Source organism: Streptococcus salivarius, from assembly GCF_009738225.1.
Lineage (GTDB): Bacteria > Bacillota > Bacilli > Lactobacillales > Streptococcaceae > Streptococcus.
Genome location: NZ_CP018187.1, coordinates 1,354,058 through 1,370,867 on the forward strand (window position 1 = coordinate 1,354,058; position 16,810 = coordinate 1,370,867).

The 16,810-nt window shown below is 38.6% G+C and carries 15 protein-coding genes, 3 pseudogenes and 1 riboswitch; of the genes and pseudogenes, 4 read left to right on the top strand and 14 right to left on the bottom strand.

The annotated features are described in order from the left end of the window. Window positions 1-93: 93 nt before the first annotated feature. The 13 genes and pseudogenes from BSR19_RS06640 to BSR19_RS06695 all read right to left on the bottom strand — a co-directional run bounded on the left by BSR19_RS06640 (window position 94) and on the right by BSR19_RS06695 (window position 10,347). Complete coding sequence (locus tag BSR19_RS06640; protein ID WP_070578985.1) at window positions 94-498, bottom strand: NUDIX hydrolase; 405 nt, start codon at window positions 496-498, stop codon at window positions 94-96. A 160-nt stretch (window positions 499-658) separates the two neighbouring features. Further along, window positions 659-747, bottom strand: a pseudogene (locus BSR19_RS11910) (NAD(P)H-hydrate dehydratase); the annotation flags it as partial. A gap of 3 nt (window positions 748-750) precedes the next feature. Next, window positions 751-1,575, bottom strand: a pseudogene (locus BSR19_RS06645) (phosphate ABC transporter ATPase). 286 nt (window positions 1,576-1,861) lie between these two features. Beyond that, a pseudogene (locus tag BSR19_RS06650) lies at window positions 1,862-2,036 on the bottom strand (cytidine deaminase); the annotation flags it as partial. Window positions 2,037-2,046: 10 nt separating this feature from the next. Further along, entirely contained in the window at window positions 2,047-2,784 is a 738-nt protein-coding gene (locus BSR19_RS06655; protein ID WP_070476653.1) for an ABC transporter permease, read from the bottom strand. Continuing rightward, window positions 2,781-3,662: an ABC transporter ATP-binding protein gene (locus BSR19_RS06660; protein ID WP_156246843.1), complete on the bottom strand. Its 882-nt coding sequence runs from the start codon at window positions 3,660-3,662 to the stop codon at window positions 2,781-2,783. Before BSR19_RS06660 ends, BSR19_RS06655 begins: the two co-directional genes overlap by 4 nt. Window positions 3,663-3,728: 66 nt before the next feature. Continuing rightward, window positions 3,729-4,406, bottom strand: a complete 678-nt coding sequence (locus tag BSR19_RS06665) for a hypothetical protein (RefSeq protein ID WP_156246844.1) — start codon at window positions 4,404-4,406, stop codon at window positions 3,729-3,731. A 136-nt stretch (window positions 4,407-4,542) separates the two neighbouring features. Then, window positions 4,543-5,208 (bottom strand): hypothetical protein, encoded by a 666-nt coding sequence (locus BSR19_RS06670; protein WP_156246845.1) that lies wholly within the window; start codon window positions 5,206-5,208, stop codon window positions 4,543-4,545. Window positions 5,209-5,220: 12 nt separating this feature from the next. Beyond that, window positions 5,221-5,715, bottom strand: a complete 495-nt coding sequence (locus BSR19_RS06675) for a YkgJ family cysteine cluster protein (protein WP_037600991.1) — start codon at window positions 5,713-5,715, stop codon at window positions 5,221-5,223. Window positions 5,716-5,799: 84 nt separating this feature from the next. Then, window positions 5,800-7,800, bottom strand: a complete 2,001-nt coding sequence (locus BSR19_RS06680) for an ABC transporter permease (protein WP_156246846.1) — start codon at window positions 7,798-7,800, stop codon at window positions 5,800-5,802. A 1-nt stretch (window position 7,801) separates the two neighbouring features. After that, window positions 7,802-8,560, bottom strand: coding sequence for an ABC transporter ATP-binding protein (locus BSR19_RS06685; protein WP_156246847.1), 759 nt, complete (start codon window positions 8,558-8,560; stop codon window positions 7,802-7,804). Between the two features lie 142 nt (window positions 8,561-8,702). Beyond that, on the bottom strand, window positions 8,703-9,677 hold the full coding sequence (locus BSR19_RS06690; RefSeq protein WP_156246848.1) for a sensor histidine kinase: 975 nt from the start codon (window positions 9,675-9,677) through the stop codon (window positions 8,703-8,705). Continuing rightward, entirely contained in the window at window positions 9,667-10,347 is a 681-nt protein-coding gene (locus BSR19_RS06695; RefSeq protein ID WP_156246849.1) for a response regulator transcription factor, read from the bottom strand. The genes BSR19_RS06690 and BSR19_RS06695 overlap by 11 nt, the downstream gene beginning before the upstream one ends. A gap of 205 nt (window positions 10,348-10,552) precedes the next feature. After that, a riboswitch (purine riboswitch) is annotated at window positions 10,553-10,648 on the top strand. Window positions 10,649-10,797: 149 nt separating this feature from the next. Between BSR19_RS06695 and BSR19_RS06700 the strand changes: the two genes are divergently transcribed. Next, window positions 10,798-11,379 (top strand): xanthine phosphoribosyltransferase, encoded by a 582-nt coding sequence (locus BSR19_RS06700; protein ID WP_004182304.1) that lies wholly within the window; start codon window positions 10,798-10,800, stop codon window positions 11,377-11,379. Then, a complete protein-coding gene (locus BSR19_RS06705) occupies window positions 11,379-12,647 on the top strand; it encodes a nucleobase:cation symporter-2 family protein (protein ID WP_156246850.1) in 1,269 nt (422 codons plus the stop codon). Before BSR19_RS06700 ends, BSR19_RS06705 begins: the two co-directional genes overlap by 1 nt. 120 nt (window positions 12,648-12,767) lie before the next feature. On the opposite strand, the gene BSR19_RS06710 is transcribed toward BSR19_RS06705, so the two are convergent. Continuing rightward, entirely contained in the window at window positions 12,768-14,336 is a 1,569-nt protein-coding gene (locus BSR19_RS06710; protein ID WP_156246851.1) for an ATP-binding cassette domain-containing protein, read from the bottom strand. A 129-nt stretch (window positions 14,337-14,465) separates the two neighbouring features. On the opposite strand from BSR19_RS06710, the gene BSR19_RS06715 reads away from it, so the two are divergent. Beyond that, complete coding sequence (locus tag BSR19_RS06715; RefSeq protein WP_073685800.1) at window positions 14,466-15,299, top strand: helix-turn-helix domain-containing protein; 834 nt, start codon at window positions 14,466-14,468, stop codon at window positions 15,297-15,299. Window positions 15,300-15,362: 63 nt separating this feature from the next. Then, window positions 15,363-16,712, top strand: coding sequence for an MATE family efflux transporter (locus BSR19_RS06720; RefSeq protein ID WP_156246852.1), 1,350 nt, complete (start codon window positions 15,363-15,365; stop codon window positions 16,710-16,712). Window positions 16,713-16,810: the final 98 nt, after the last annotated feature.

Genomic DNA, 16,810 nt, shown 5'->3' on the forward strand with positions numbered 1-16,810 from the left:
TATCATTTTACAATACTACTTCAAAACTATCTTCAGCAACTTTTACTGCTTCTATAATTTCATCTTCTGAAATTTTTCTTCTTTTCGAAATGACTATTTCATAATATCATATAAGTATGGTACTATACTTTCCCCGTCTAAATCATCTAAATTTTTTATCCACTTATACTCCACATGTTCTTCTGGATCTAATTTAATATTGATATTTTCATTTTGAAGTAAGTTGGCACTATAGACAAGTCTTGTAAATATCTTATTATTATCTATATTACTATCTTCATGAATAATGTTTTCTAATGAAATAACTAGGCCAACTTCCTCTTGACACTCCCTAATTGCAGCTTGTCTAGGAAGCTCCCCATCTTCTACACTCCCACCTGGAATATCCCAATAAGAGGGATAATAATTTTTTTCTCCTCGTTTAATATCACTACGTTTTATTACAAGATATTTATTTTTAAACATTATCAAACTATGTGCTATTAATTTATTTTCCATTAATTTTCTTTCCTTTCTCTTGTTCTGTAATTGATACTTCTTAATAATCGTTTTCATGCAATTGAACAATAGTTTCCTTGAACTCTTTGGTATATTTTTGGCTCATTTGGACATCTCCTTTGGTTAGATACTATTCCACCAAAACGTGTCCATAAAATCATACTAACATCAGACCGTAGTCTCCCTTATGACTAGAACGAGGACGCTCGATGATCACTTTTTCAGTAGAACTTGATCAATCTCTTTCATACACTACTCCTTCAACTTATCCTTACTATGTAACACTTGATTCACCTTGGTATTCCAAGCCTGTAACCCTTCTCCCTCTTAGTCTAGGTAAATCACTCTATCTTGTAATTGACTAGGAATCAAACCTTCAACACAAGCCTTATCTTTCGAAGGAATAATACACAAATAAAGAAAGGTATCCAAATCTAAACTATCTCTTACCTTCGCAACATGATAGCCATCAAAGATATAACCTGGTGCTTGAATTAATTCTTCATACAGGAAATGAAAACTAACGCCAGGAATGAACTTTTCTTGCAATTCTTCCTCAGAAGGTGCCCGTCCTAACAAACGCTCCATAGCGAGTCGGTAACCCGAAGTCGTATTAGACCATCCAAACATGATATAGTCAAAATAGTCTGCTGGATCAGAAGCTGCATTACGACTATCTGTAACTAGCTCAGCCCCACTTTTACCAAATACTTTAACCGCTGACATGAGTTTTCCAGTCTGAAAAATAGTCTGAGCCACCTCCACTGTACAAGTATGACTACAATAATCTGAAGTAACCAATTTTTTCTGGATATCATAGGTAGAAGCTACAAGCTGATGACTTGGTCTGTATGGAGGAAAATAGCTATGCTTTTTCAAGTAATCATGAATTTGTATATTTAATTCATGATTCTCACATTCCACAATGGTCTGACGATGATGGTCCTGTTCATAAGCAATAAACTTTGCTAGCTTCTCCAATTCCCATTCTTGAATCTTAGGATAGTTTTCAAGAGCAAATTGATACGTCCCATCCCACTGAAGACTATAATCTGCATTACAAACTTTTACAATCATGGTCCTTCTCCTTAAATTCTCTTACTTTTATTGTACACCTCACTACCCAATTAAAAAAGGAGAAGAATATACTGTCTTCTCCTTTTTTATAATGATCAGCCTTTTAAGAATGATAAGTTATGAATCATAATTCTTCCTTACGCTTGAAATTCTGTCAATATTTTGGACACATTTTTAAGAAGTTTATTTTCTTGATCTCGTTGGCTTGGTTGGTGACTTTTAAAGGCGTAGTAGCTAGACCGTGAAACTTGAAATAAGCGACACATCACCTTGATAGAAAACTGATGACTAGCACAAAGATGGAAAACACCACACGTCCCTTCCATACAAAAGCCTGTAAAAATTTGTCCATCTTCAGCCTCAACGGCAGCCACTACGTGCCTTGCATAGACAAAGTCTGAGACTTCCTGTGGCTGATACAAGGCTTGAGCCTTTTCATACATTTTCTGCCAAATATCCATTATTTCTCCCTTAACCGTGATCACTTTCCCTTTGAGACTTGATAAAGAGTGCAAGCCCTGTTGCTACTGCAGTATAAGCTACAATAAACAGGAGTGATTTCCATGAAAATTTCCCATTGATAGCAAAATTAACGACCAATTCATTGACATGATAGACAGGTGTCCACTCAGAGATGCTCTGAACCCACTTAGGGAACAAGGAAATAGGAACCCATGAACCACTCACTATAGGCAAGACAAGGTAAATAATATTTGCCACAAGAGACATGAATTGTTGAGATTTAATCTGAGCGATAAGTAAACCAAAAGCTAGAAAGAGTAGACCGGACAAAAGTAAGAGAGCACCTGACCCTACCCATCTAAAGAATGGCATCTCTACATCTCGGAAAAAGGCACCTACACAAAAGGTCACAATGATGGCAACCATAAAGTTTAGAAGCACACGAAAGATTTTAGAAAGATAATAAGCTGCAATACTAACTTTTGAGTGCTCGATATAGGTCAACCAGTGTTCAATTCGGTCCTCTTGCAACATATAGGGAAAGGTAAACAAACCAAAACTAGACATGGAGAAGCCAGTCATGGTCAGCATATAAGACAGCAAAAACTCTTTTTGAGCTTCTGGAGTAGGTGCTGAGAAGATACTAGAAAAAAGGAGGAAAAATCCGACAGGTATCCCGATTCCCATGATAAAGACTGGCCAACTTCGCCACGTTTTAATCCACTCAATTTTTAGTAATGCTTTCATGCCTTGTCCTCCCTTGTTGAATCAAATAGGCTATCCAAGAGTGTTTTATTTTGAATTTCAATATCAGAAATTCCACAGCCCGCTTCTTCAAGACTTTGCCATACCTTTTCGATATCTTTTGTCATGAAACTGATGACATCCCTCTTTTCAGTAATCTCATAGATGTCTGGCAGTCCATGAACAATGCCAACAAAGCTACTTGGCAGAGTGACCTGCTTCTCCTTCTCTTCGTGTCGCATAGCGTATGGCGTGGTATCTCTGATGAGTTTTCCTTGATGGAGGACTAAGATACGGTCAGCTGTGTGTTCCACCTCTTCGATATAGTGAGAGGAATAGAGGATAGTTGTCCCAGCTTTTTTCAAGTCATTGACAATCTCCCAGAAACGCTGACGAGTAGAGGTATCCATACCCGCTGTCGGTTCATCCAAAAAGAGGATTTGGGGTTTATCAATCAAACAAAGGACAAAAGCTAGAAGACGTCTTTGCCCACCAGAGAGTTTATCCGCAAACTGCTGGTACTGGTCTTCCTTGAATTGTAAGAGCTCTTGTACCTCTTGATTGGTCAAGGGATTATCAGAGATAGATTGGAAGAAGGCAATCAGTTCCTCCACTTTCAAACTATTTGGAATGGTATTTTCCTGAAGGAGAACCGCAATTTTATTTTTGGCCTTACCTGCCTTACCATCAATGAGGACCTGACCACTGCTCGGTTTTTTATCGCCAAGAATACAGGACATCAAGACAGTCTTACCTGCCCCATTAGGTCCAATCAAGGCCACACAATCGCCCTTGTTTATCTCAAAACTAATATCCTCTAAAATAGTCTTTCCCTTGATACGTTTTCCAAGAGAAGAAACCTGAATAACTGTCTCACCCATCAATGCTTTCCTTTCTTTTATATAGATGCCATGCTTGACAATATCGCTGACATCATTGGACTTCCCTTAATACTCCACTTCCAACTCCGTACGGAAGAGACTTCCGCTCAGATGAAGCCTTGTTTCAACTTGCTCGAAATCAGATTCAAAACGATCCACCTTTACAGATGACAGAGGATGTGAAATTCCAGTGGCATCCATGACACAGCCGTGAGGAAGTCGGATATGAACTTCACCAAACTTAGCATCAAGATGAACAGCTACCTGATCTGACGCAAAGCTGGCCTGACTCAAATCCAACCAAAGCTCACCAAAAGCTAGATTCATATCAACTGTTTCGACTTCTTGAGAATAGATGCGATACCTATCCTCAGCCATATAGGTCTTAACAGAAATATGAGGTCCCTCTTGGTCGTTCTTATTAACCTTATAGTCTTTAGTAAGGCCTTTGTTTTGACTACGGCCATAAAAAAGCTCTAAGGCCAAGCCAATTAGAAAGATACCACTAAAGAGATTCCACTGTGCAAAATCGAGGTTTAACAAGTCATGAACATAGGGTGATAAGAAGGCCAAACCAAGAAAAATGAGGAGGGGTCGCCTATTCAAGATACCAAAACAAAAGAAGGCAACGAAGAAAACCAGATTATAATTGACCATGATCCAAAAATCTGGAATAAAGGCACTAGCGATAAAACAAGCTGCTAGTAAAAGCAACAAGAAACTCCGAAGATTAAACCGTTGCATAAGAAGACTCCTTTCTAGTAAATGATTGCAAATTTCCAATTATTTTCACTATCAGTATAGCACTATTTGTAAACGTATTCAATGTTATATAAGAAGGATTTGCAAGAAAAAAAGAGCTTTCGCTCTTTCATTATTTTCAATGTTTGACAGTTACTTGTCCAAAGGTTACAGAGCCTGTTAGAGAAACTGTCGTTCTTGATAACTCTCGATCTCCTAGACTATCGTAGCCTTTCACTCCTGCTAAGCTTGTATGAAGCCCGTGTGTATCCACTTGCCAATCCTTAGGAACTCGAATGATAACCTGAGAAAAATTTGCCTGAACCACAATCTGAGGTCGGTCCGTCATAAACTGAGCCTGACGCAAATCTAAAGTCAAACGTCCAAAATCGGCATTGGCATAGACAGTTTCAAGATTTTGCGAAGTCACCACTTGCACAGACTCTGAAAAAAGAGTCTTAGCAAAAATCTCTCGCTCATGTTCTTTAGACACCTTGTAAGAGAATTTTTTCTTATAATTTGGCTTGCTCAAACGGTCCACTGCAATCCCCAAGATAAGAATTCCTACAAAGAGTGTCCATTCCGAATAGTCCAATCTAAAGAGGTCATGGATATAGGTCGATAGAAAAGCCATCCCCAAGAAAAAGAGAAATTTTCCCTTAGATTGCCAGCTCAAAAGCACAAAAAGCAAGGCTAAAATCAACTTATAATTAAAAGCCAAATACAAATCTGGAATAAAAGCTGTTGCGATAAAATAGGCAGCAATGATAAGTAAGGTAATAACACCTGAATTAAAGCGTTTCATAACAGTTCCTTTCTAAATCCTATCCTTGAGTTTTTCCACAAAAAGGTAGGCTGCTGGACAGAAAAGCGTATTTTTGATAGTCAGATGATTGATCTGATAGATTTTCTTACGATCCGTGTGAGGAAAGGCTGCACAGGCCTTAGGACGGACATCATAAATATCACAGAGATTATCAGGCCCTAAGAAGGGACAAGGCATAGACTTGAAGACCTTGTCGCCATCCTCATCTACCTGCAGGTACAGCTCCTCGAAGGCAGGTAATTTCATTCGAAAATGCTTGGCAATGCGAGTAATGTCCTGCTCTGTAAAGTCGGGACCAAGCGTCTTACAACAATTGGCACACTGAGTACAATCAATTTCTTGAAAGACTTCATTGTGTACCTGCTGAACAATCTTATCTAAATTTTTAGGAGCCTTCTTCTTGAGTTGTGCTAGAAACTTTCGGTGCTCCCCTTGCTTTTGACGTGCCAATTCCTCATAACGTTTGACATCAATAGTCTGTGACATGTATTTTCTCCGATAATTTATAATTCTGTCATCTATTATAGCATAAAAGAAATAGAGCCTAGCTTGAACTAGACTCTATGTCAGTTACATTGATACGATTCTACGATAAGAACGCGACGTTAGGACGAAAACCAAGATATAGGCTAGGAAGAATACGCCACAAACAATGATAGTAACCACTAACATAAGACTTGGATTAAGAACTCCAATGATACGCACAATCAAACTGATCATATGATAGGCAAAGGCCAAGTGAATAAAGGCAAAAATCAAGGGGAGGAAGAAGACAGTAAGGACTTGCTTTCCAATGGTTTGCTTGACTTGGAGGTCGTCCAAGCCAATCTTTTGAAGAATAACAAAGCGCTCACGATCCTCATAACCCTCGGAAATCTGTTTATAGTAAATCACGAGAACTGTGCCAAGCATGAAGATGATGGATAGGAAGATGCCGATAAAGAAGGTTCCACCAACAAAGCCATTTACCATGCCTTCTGCATCATATCGGCTATTTGCAGTGAAGTAAGACTTAGGGAGGCCAGTAGTTTGTCCAGCTAACTGTTGTGTTTCTTTATCCGTGATTTTGTCTAACAAATCTGAATTTTTCTTGGCATCATGTGAAGGGTCTTTGACATTAACACCAACATAGGTAGCTTGGGTGGTTGCTGTTCCTTTGATACTTTCTTGAAAATCATCCATATCAGGAACAACAAGGTAGCTATAATCAGAAACTATGATTGTGAAGAGGTTGGGTACTTTACCTTTAAGAAAGTCATTAAGGCTATCATGGATCTGGTAGGTTTGACTGTTGACAGACAAACTCTTTTGATCTTTTAATATTTTATTTTTAGTAAATAAGCCAACTTGATTCGAAGTCAGATTGAGGTCTTTACCTGTTAATTGTTTATAAGTAGATTGTGAGAAGACAAGAAAAATTGACTTTGGTAGAACTTTTCTTTCATTCTCAGAAAAGATGGTTAGCTTGTTTTTTTCTTGTTCTTTGATACCAAAGTAGAGGTAACTTGCTTCCACTTTTCTATTTACCTGATTTCCCGTCTGTACTAAGAAATCATCTATAGCTCTCCGTGTACTTGTTAAATCTACATTCGTCCCTGTAACTGAGTAATCATGCGGAGCAGAACTCGCCAGATAGTCTTTTTTTCCAGCATAAATACTTGCAGCACCTACAAGTGTCACCAAAACCATACTTGAGAGAATGGCAATGGTCGCCAGCCCAACTGCATTTTTTTTCATCCGAAAGACAAGGTTGGAAATGGAAATCATATTATTGGGCTTGTAATAGTAGCTCTTCTTCTTTTTCAAGAGTTGCAGAACAACTGTTGTCCCGGCATTAAAGAGAAGGTAAGTCCCTAGAATGACCAGTAGAACAGCTAGAAAAAAACTCATAATAGCCGTTACTGGATTCTGAACAGAGAGAGCAAGATAGTAACCATACCCCATAGCACCAAGTCCCAAAAGGGTTTGAATCACTAGAAAACGTCCCTTTTTTTCACCCTTAAGGCCATCTTTAGTTAATTGTAAAGGATTAAGCCGTAGCAATCGGAAACCATTTACCAAAACCAACAAACTAAAAATACAAACAAAGATGACAAGAACAATAGGAATTGTCATTACTTGAAAGGTCGAAACTAAACCAGTACTTTCACCGATAAGCCTTTGAAGAAAAGCATAAATGAGTTTATCGAAAAGTGCCCCCACACCTATACCTAGAAGCAAAGTCACAAAACTCATAATCACTGTTTCTTTTAGAATCATACTAAAGAGATGACGCTTCTCTAAGCCTAGCACACTATAGAGACCAAGCTCCCTTGAACGATTTTTCATAACAAAGCTATTGGCATAAAGAACAATAATTCCAGAGGATAGGGCGACAATTCCAAGTCCCATCCCCAAAACCATCTTGATAGCATCTGCCCCAGTCAAGTCATCCAGATGAGGATTAAGCGTTAAAGATGTAAAGATATAGGTAATGGCAATAGCCAGAATAGTTGCCAATGTATACGGATAGTAAAGCTTACGATTTTTTATGAGATTGGACAAAGCCAGTCTATTGGTTAGACGAAACATATTAGTTCACCTCACTTGCCATTGTAGTTAGTGTATCGGAAATTTCTTGGAACATTTGATGTTCAGACTTATCCCCTTTGAAGATTTGATTATAAAGAATACCATCCTTAATAAACAAAACACGCTGCGCACGACTGGCGGCCGCTGTTGAGTGAGTTACCATAAGAATGGTCTGACCGCTGGCATTAATAGTTTCAAAGACATCCAAGAGTGCCGCTGAAGATTTTGAATCCAAGGCGCCTGTTGGCTCATCTGCTAAGAGGATTTCTGGTTTAGTGATGATCGCACGCGCAACTGCAACCCTTTGCTTTTGACCACCTGAAATTTCATAAGGGTACTTCTCTAGCAAGGAATGAATTCCCAGTTGACGACTGATAGCTTCAACTTGTGTCATCATTTGCTTAACTGAGCGTCGAGAAAGGACCAAAGGTAGCAGGATATTATCTTTAACTGATAGGGTATCTAAAAGATTGAAATCCTGGAAAACAAACCCTAATCTTTCACGACGGAAACTGGAAGCATCCTTATTTTTAATAGTTGCTGTGTCCATACCATTAAGGTAGACACGCCCTGCCGTTGGTTTATCAAGCATGGCAAGAATGTTGAGCAGGGTTGATTTTCCTGAACCAGACTCACCCATAATAGCAACATACTCACCCTTCTCAACCGTAAAATGGATATCTTTAAGGGCTTCAACCTGATTTCCTTTGAAACGTGTTTTATAAATTTTTTTAACATGTTGAACATCTAGTAATGTCATAATAAGCTCCTTTATTAGTAGAATTAGGAGAGATTTTAGGAATCTCTTACTTAACTTCGATACCATTTTATAGAAAAAGCAGGGGCAAAACCATAACCCTTGCTTTCATTTGTCGTCTAATTTCTTACACTTTTGTAAGTTATCAATCAATGGCTAACTTCTTCTTTTGAAAATGAATGGAAACTGTGGTTCCTTGACCTACTTGGGAGCTAATACTAATATCATGTCCAAGATGATCAGCAATTTTCTTTGAAAGATAGAGACCTAACCCAGACGACTGCTGAGTCAATCGGCCATTGTAACCTGAAAAGCCACGCTCAAAAACCCGTAAAATATCACTATCCTTGATACCAATTCCAGAATCTTTAAGATAAAGCGTATTATCCTTGAAGTAGATTTCAATACCGCCACTCTTTGTGTACTTCAAACTGTTTGACAAGACCTGCTCAATGATGACTAAGAGCCATTTTTCATCTGAAATAACCTTAACATCCAAGTTATCTAGGTTAATGGTCAACCCTTTTTGAATAAAGAAAAGTCTATGCTTTCTAATAACTTCTTTAACCAAGTGTTCTAATGCAACCTGTTTCAACTGCAAATCATCATGAAAGTTTTCTAAGCGTAAATACTGCAAAACCAAATTAGTGTAGGCATCGATTTTGAAGATTTCTTGCTCCAAGAGAGACCTAGTATTACTATCTGTGACATCCTGAACTAACAATTGACTGGCTGCTATTGGCGTCTTGATTTGATGAACCCAAAGAGTGTAGTAGTCCATCAAATCTGTATAGCGCTTACGTTCCTCCTCAGTCTGATTCATCTGATTCTCCCTTGCATTTTCCAAGGTCTGGGCTAAGTAAAACTCCAAAGGACTTAAGGGAGTAATTTCCTCATATAGATATGCTAGCTTATAAGACTGATAGGATCTAAGCAAGTCCCAAGCCAGCATAATGATGGTCACAAAAGTCAGGATTGTCAGGGCATAATAAAGAACATCTGCCACCTCATCAAATAAAAAGGCAAACAAAAGCAAGAGGATTCCGTTAAAGATAACCAAGAGATAGAAAGGCAGACGAGACCTAATATAGTATTTGATAAATTGACACTTACCCATCATGACGCAACCCGTAGCCGACACCTTTCTTGGTTTCTATAAAATCATTCAAACCGACTGCTTCTAACTTCTTACGTAAACGTGCCACATTTACAGAGAGAGTGTTATCATCAATAAAGAAGTCACTATTCCAAAGCTCCTTCATGAGGTCTTCACGACTAACAATATTACCAGAACGCTCGAAGAGAACTTGTAAAATCTGAAACTCATTCTTAGTCAAAGAAACGACTTCGCCCTGATAAACCAAATCCATGGCTTTGAGGTTCAGTATCACACCTCTATATTCCAAGAGGCTCTGATCCTTACCAAACTCATAAGAACGACGTAAAAGCCCTTGAATTTTTGCTAGGAGAACATTTTGATCAAATGGTTTAGTCACAAAGTCGTCTCCCCCCATATTGATTGCCATAACGATATCCATGGCCTGATCTCTAGAAGACAAGAACATAATAGGCACCTTGGAGACCTTCCGAATTTCCTGACACCAGTGATAACCGTTAAATAGAGGTAAACCAATATCCATAAGAACCAAGTGGGGTTCTTCTTTTACAAAAATGGATAATACTTCCATGAAATCTTCAACAAGAACAACTTCGTAACCCCACTGTTCTAGTATTTTCTTGACTTGTTGACGGATAACCTCATCGTCCTCAACTAATAAAATCTTATGCATAACTCAACCTCTTTCATTTCTCACTATTATAACAAAAATGACATAAGAATCGCCCTTTCTCAGCAAATCTTACAATAATGTTAGATTGAATTTTGCAACTTTTTAAAGAGTGCATTTTTATGGAAAAAATTCTTTGAGTCTTCAAAGAAAATATAGTATTATAATAGAGTTGATGTTGGTTTATCATCAACCATCGACAGCTTCATCGAACAATGAGAACATTACTTATTTATGTCACGAATGGGCGTGACGTTTCTACAAGGTGCCGTAACACCTAACAATGAGTAAGCTAACATAGTCATAGAAAGATTTTTACTGTCTTTTTGTGATTTCAAAGGCTTGCTTTGCAGGCCTTTTTCTGTTATTCGATTGGTTTGATCTTTGTCAGAGTCTCAATGGAATCTGAGAAAATCAAAATACACTTTAGTTTTATTTTTTATAGGAGGTAATATGAAATTACTGGAAGACCGCATTCTCAAAGATGGGAATGTCCTTGGGGAGAACATCCTCAAAGTTGACTCTTTCCTTACTCACCAAGTGGACTTTGATCTCATGCGTGAGATTGGAAAGGTCTTTGCTGAAAAGTTCAAGGATGCAGGCATCACCAAGGTGGTGACTATCGAGGCATCTGGTATTGCTCCAGCCCTCTATGCTGCTGAGGCTTTGGATGTCCCTATGATCTTTGCTAAGAAGGCTAAAAATATCACCATGAATGAAGGGATCCTCACTGCTGAGGTTTACTCCTTCACTAAGCAGGTGACTAGCACTGTCTCTATCGCAAGCAAGTTCCTCACTCCTGAAGATAAGGTTCTCATCGTTGATGACTTCCTAGCTAACGGCCAAGCTGCCAAAGGCTTGATTCAAATCATCGAAGAAGCTGGCGCACACGTTGAAGCGGTCGGTATCGTTATTGAGAAATCTTTCCAAGATGGTCGTGCCCTTCTAGAAGAAGCTGGTTACCCAGTCGTTTCACTTGCTCGTTTGGATCGTTTTGAAAATGGTCAGGTCGTATTTAAGGAGGCAGACATCTAATGCAAAATAAAGAGAAACATTCGCAGGCGGCGGTCCTAGGACTGCAACACCTACTTGCCATGTACTCGGGATCAATCCTGGTTCCAATCATGATTGCTGGAGCCTTAGGGTATTCAGCTCATGAATTAACCTACTTGATTTCCACCGACATTTTCATGTGTGGTGTAGCAACCTTCCTCCAACTTCAACTTAATAAATACTTCGGTATCGGTCTTCCAGTTGTTCTTGGGGTTGCCTTCCAGTCAGTAGCACCACTTACTATGATTGGTGAGAAACATGGTAGCGGTGCTATGTTTGGTGCTCTTATCGTTTCAGGGATTTATGTTATCCTCATTTCTGGCGTCTTCTCAAAAGTGGCCAATCTCTTCCCTTCTATCGTTACGGGATCTGTCATCACTACTATTGGTTTGACCCTCATCCCTGTGGCTATCGGAAATATGGGAAATAATGCTGATAAACCAACTGGTCAAAGCCTCTTCCTTGCAGCTATCACCGTTCTCATCATCCTTTTGATTAATATTTTCACTAAAGGATTTATCAAATCCATCTCAATCTTGATTGGTTTGATTGTCGGTACTGCCATCGCAGCAAGCATGGGCTTGGTTGACTTCTCACCAGTGGCTGCGGCACCTATTGTCCACGTGCCAACACCATTCTACTTCGGAATGCCTAAGTTTGAGTTGTCATCAATCATCATGATGTGTATTATCGCTACAGTGTCTATGGTTGAATCAACTGGAGTTTACTTGGCCCTCTCTGATATTACCAAAGAACCACTCGATAGCACTCGCCTTCGTAACGGTTACCGAGCTGAAGGTTTGGCTGTTCTCCTTGGTGGACTCTTCAACACCTTCCCATACACTGGTTTTTCACAAAACGTTGGTCTTGTGAAATTGTCAGGTATCAAGACTCGCTTACCAATCTACTATGCAGCTGGTTTCCTTGTTCTTCTTGGACTCCTTCCTAAGTTTGGTGCCTTGGCTCAAATCATCCCAAGCCCAGTCCTTGGTGGCGCTATGCTTGTCATGTTCGGTTTTGTTTCTATCCAAGGAATGCAAATCTTGGCACGTGTTGATTTCGCCAACAACGAACACAACTTCTTGATTGCTGCAGTATCAATCGCTGCAGGGGTTGGTCTTAACGGCAGCAACCTCTTCAACAGCCTACCAAATGCTTTCCAAATGTTCTTCTCAAACGGTATCGTCGTTGCAAGCTTGCTTGCCATTGTCCTCAATGCCATTTTGAACCATAATAAAAAAGAAAAATAACACAAGAACACCTGAGTCGCTTGACTTAGGTGTTTTCTTTGAAATTAAAATCTTCAATTGTAAAGCAAAAGAAAAGACTAAGCAACTAATCTGTCTAACTTTTACTGAAAGTAGCTCTTGCTATTTAATTCTTACGATTGACTTATTTTCAATTCTATAGACAGCATCATAATCTTCCAGATTGTAATGATGGGCAATTTCAATAATGCTATTAGGCAACTGTTTCAAGACATTTCTAATTTCTCTCGAACTTGCTTCATCTAAAGACGCCATCATCTCATCCGCAAGTAAAACTTGCTTGCCCCTCAAAATAGCACGTGCAATCTCCAGTTTTATGATTTGACCACCTGAAAAGTTATCTCCAGTTAATTCATAGTCTAATTGGTGACAACAAGCCACCCATAGCCCAACCTTTTTTAGTGTTGAAATGAGCAATGAGTCAGAATAATCTTGATAAAGAGTTAGATTATGTCGCACACTTGTATGAAAGACATAAGGATTTTGATGAATTATTGCAACATTATCCAAATTTGGAGTCAGTTTCCTTCCATCAATGCTTTTGAAAATGATTTCCCCACTATAAGACTTATCTTGCCCTGATATTAACCTAAAAAGTGTTGTTTTTCCAATACCACTATCACCAACTATAAGGTTATGCTGAGACAATGAAAAAGTAACCGTAACATCTCGAAAAATCTCTTGATTATCATAAGATTTAGTGACGTTTTTTAACTGAATTTCTTCTAAAGTATGTGTGTGAAGCCCTTTTGAAGGAATTTCTGACTCACTTCCAAATGTCAATAATTTATCTTTTATCACTTGACTTGATTGAATACTTGCAATAGCCTCCAGAATCTGTTGTAAGGGGTTAATAAGATATGTTGAAGCAGACATCATAGCAATAAGTGTAGTAATTGAATTTTGTTTCATAACAAGACCAATCACAAATGGTCCAATCAAGCCGACAGCTTTCAGAGGTCCTGTCCAAAACATAACTAAATTCTGAAGTGTATAATACTTAAATTGTGTCGTCTCCATCTCACTAAGGGTTATGAGAGTTTGCTTTACATTCTCTTTTTCTGCTTGGTTGCAAATAATCGTTTCAATACCTTTACCAAAGTCTGTAATAGCTCTTAAATTTTTCTCTTTTGAGCTACTTAGTAATTCTCCTGACTCTTTTAACTTTCTCTTAAATATAAACTGAGGCAAAATCATCAGAAAGGCACCTACAGTAAAAAGACTCCCTACAATAATATTTTGTTTGAGCAGATAAATTACAGATACTAGGACAGAGGCGCCCCACACTGGCGAGATAAGAAAAGATTGGAGGAACTCCTGGTCTACAATTCCAAGATCTTGTGTCAAGAGTGAGCAAAGCTCAGAATCGGAGATGTTTTTAGGAAAGACAGCATGATTCTTTAAAATATTTTCTGATAGGCTTACATTAAACGCTCTAATAATAGAACGAAGCAGAATATTCTCTATATACATAAAAGCGTACACAACCACCCAAAGAGAGATACTCGAAAATGTAAAAACTATTAAATCCCGACTATCACTACTATCTATATGACCTGCCATCTGGATAATTACAGGTACTACAATGCCTTGACAGGAATAAAGAAGCGCAAAAATGATATAAAGAATAATGTCCTTTTTAGGAAGTAGCTTAAAAAATTTAACCATCATTGTGATACAGCAACTGATTTATTTTTTTCAATAATCATTGCTTTTACCTCCTTCAATTTGATACTATTATTTTAGTTTATTAATAGTATCAACTATTGAAATTTCGGAAATCCGATAAGGTAATTTTATATGGAACAAGGTCAAAAATTTAAACAGATTCGAAAACAGAGAAAATACACTATTCAGAGACTCGCTCAAGTAGCTGGATCTGTAGCGAGTCTTTCAGACTTTGAAAATAACAAAACATCACTCTCAAATGATACTCTTTTCAAACTTTTAAAACATCTAAAAGTCGAATATAATGAATTTTTCGAACAAGAATATCTTGTGGACGAAACCTACATAAAACTTGCTAATCAATTCAATCAAGCCTCAAATCATCTAGACTTTGAAGCACTGGAGCAAGTCGCAGAAAAGTTTCGCATTTTAGGAGAAACCAATTATAGTGATTATCTGATTAGTCTTTGTATTGACTGTCAGGTTTCAAAACTTCAAAACCGGTCAGTTAACCAAGATATTGCTACAGAACTTCAAAACTACTTCTTTTCTATTGATATTTGGACACTTCTCGATATTAATTTACTGAATATGGTAAAGGATATCTTCACAGAAGATGCGCTAAAAATCTACATTAAGGAATTCCTATCAATACTCAATAAAAATCCTAGAAATAATTTAGATCGAATCACTTTAGAAGTTATCAGTCGTTGTATTTTCCAAATCATTCTTTACGGAAATCAAGAAGATAGTGACTACTATATAAACGAACTAAAAACTATTCAATTACCAGACTATTTCATGTTACAAAAACTCTATCTTAAAGAACTAAAAGCCGCATACCTTTATAAATTTATCGATAAGAATATGGGAAAGACTATACATAAAGAAATTCTCCACTACTTGGCTTTTATGGGAGATGACGATAATTTGAGAGAATGGGACCGAACTTTCCGTCAATTATAGACTTTATTGGATAACAGTTGTACAATGATTATATAATTTGAAAAATTTAGAAAGGAAAACAGAATGCACGAAACACATTCTCTCCGTGAGCGATTTCTTGTTTTCTTCAAGATTTTTGTGCCCATACTGATCTATCAGTTTGCCAACTTTTCAGCAGCTTTTGTGGACACTACCATGACTGGTCAATACGATGCCCTACACTTGGCGGGGGTAGCCATGGCAACGAGTTTATGGAGTCCTTTTTTCACCTTCTTAACAGGTATCGTATCTGCCCTAGTTCCTATTATCGGACACCATCTAGGGGCAGGTCGCAAGGACCGAGTGGCACCTGATTTCTATCAATTTCTTTATATGGCTTTGGGTCTATCACTTATCCTCTTTGCCCTCGTTTTTCTGGGGGCTCCCTTGGTTTTGAATCATTTAGGTTTAGAACCTTTGGTCAGAAAGGTAGCCCTTGGTTATTTACGCTTTTTGAGTCTTGGTATTATTCCCCTCCTACTCTTTAGCGTGGTTCGCTCCTTCCTTGATGCGCTTGGTCTCACGCGCCTTTCCATGTACCTCATGCTTCTGCTCCTACCTCTCAATGGTTTCTTCAATTTCCTCCTCATCTATGGCATTGCTGGTTTACCAGAGTTAGGGGGAGCTGGAGCTGGACTTGGAACTTCATTGGCTTACTGGGCCCTTCTCCTTATTTCCATCTCGGTTATCAGAAAGCATAAAAAGGTTAAACCCTACCACATTGAAAAGATTCAACCCCTTGATAAAGCAGCTCTGCTTGACGCCCTTAAACTAGGTCTCCCTATTGGTGGAACGGTCTTTGCGGAAGTCGCCATCTTCTCTGGTGTTGGTCTGGTTATGTCTAAGTATCCGTCACTAGTGATTGCTAGTCACCAGGCGGCCATGAATTTCTCAAATCTCATGTATGCCTTTCCTCTCAGCATTTCCAGTGCCATGGCTATCATTATTTCCTACGAATTTGGGGCCAGACGCATGGATGCCGTCAAGAGCTACAGCAAGCTGGGACGGTTGACAGCCCTAGGATTTTCTATCTTTACCTTGATTTTCCTCTACTTCTTGCGTTATGATTTGGCTGAACTTTATGGGCATGAGCCTGACTTTTTGAGAATGACGGCCATTTTCATGACCTATAGCCTCTTCTTCCAAGTGGCAGATGTCTTTGCGGCTCCGCTTCAAGGAATCCTGCGTGGCTATAAAGATACCAAGGTACCTTTTTATCTCGGTGTCCTAACCTACTGGGGCATCACCCTCCCAGTTGGCTTCCTGCTTGAAAAAGTCACTGGACTTGGTCCCTATAGTTACTGGATTGGCCTGATTGCCAGTCTTATCGTTAGTGGTCTCTGTTACCAATGGCGCTTAAATAGAATCGTCAAACGATACGAATCACAACAGTAACACACCTGAAGCAGTCTTTTCCGACTGCTTTTTCTATGTCCAAATCTCGATAATACAGAAAAAAAACTCCTGCATATTGAAAACAGACAAACTGTTAT

What these genes read in the sequence shown, in the direction of transcription:
- BSR19_RS06715 (WP_073685800.1), top strand. Translation starts at nt 14,466, where the DNA reads ATGGAACAAGGTCAAAAATTTAAACAGATTCGAAAACAGAGAAAATAC.
- BSR19_RS06655 (WP_070476653.1), bottom strand. Translation starts at nt 2,784, where the DNA reads ATGAAAGCATTACTAAAAATTGAGTGGATTAAAACGTGGCGAAGTTGG.
- BSR19_RS06675 (WP_037600991.1), bottom strand. Translation starts at nt 5,715, where the DNA reads ATGTCACAGACTATTGATGTCAAACGTTATGAGGAATTGGCACGTCAA.
- BSR19_RS06640 (WP_070578985.1), bottom strand. Translation starts at nt 498, where the DNA reads ATGGAAAATAAATTAATAGCACATAGTTTGATAATGTTTAAAAATAAA.
- BSR19_RS06705 (WP_156246850.1), top strand. Translation starts at nt 11,379, where the DNA reads ATGCAAAATAAAGAGAAACATTCGCAGGCGGCGGTCCTAGGACTGCAA.
- BSR19_RS06695 (WP_156246849.1), bottom strand. Translation starts at nt 10,347, where the DNA reads ATGCATAAGATTTTATTAGTTGAGGACGATGAGGTTATCCGTCAACAA.
- BSR19_RS06665 (WP_156246844.1), bottom strand. Translation starts at nt 4,406, where the DNA reads ATGCAACGGTTTAATCTTCGGAGTTTCTTGTTGCTTTTACTAGCAGCT.
- BSR19_RS06690 (WP_156246848.1), bottom strand. Translation starts at nt 9,677, where the DNA reads ATGATGGGTAAGTGTCAATTTATCAAATACTATATTAGGTCTCGTCTG.
- BSR19_RS06720 (WP_156246852.1), top strand. Translation starts at nt 15,363, where the DNA reads ATGCACGAAACACATTCTCTCCGTGAGCGATTTCTTGTTTTCTTCAAG.
- BSR19_RS06700 (WP_004182304.1), top strand. Translation starts at nt 10,798, where the DNA reads ATGAAATTACTGGAAGACCGCATTCTCAAAGATGGGAATGTCCTTGGG.
- BSR19_RS06680 (WP_156246846.1), bottom strand. Translation starts at nt 7,800, where the DNA reads ATGTTTCGTCTAACCAATAGACTGGCTTTGTCCAATCTCATAAAAAAT.
- BSR19_RS06670 (WP_156246845.1), bottom strand. Translation starts at nt 5,208, where the DNA reads ATGAAACGCTTTAATTCAGGTGTTATTACCTTACTTATCATTGCTGCC.
- BSR19_RS06685 (WP_156246847.1), bottom strand. Translation starts at nt 8,560, where the DNA reads ATGACATTACTAGATGTTCAACATGTTAAAAAAATTTATAAAACACGT.
- BSR19_RS06710 (WP_156246851.1), bottom strand. Translation starts at nt 14,336, where the DNA reads ATGATGGTTAAATTTTTTAAGCTACTTCCTAAAAAGGACATTATTCTT.
- BSR19_RS06660 (WP_156246843.1), bottom strand. Translation starts at nt 3,662, where the DNA reads ATGGGTGAGACAGTTATTCAGGTTTCTTCTCTTGGAAAACGTATCAAG.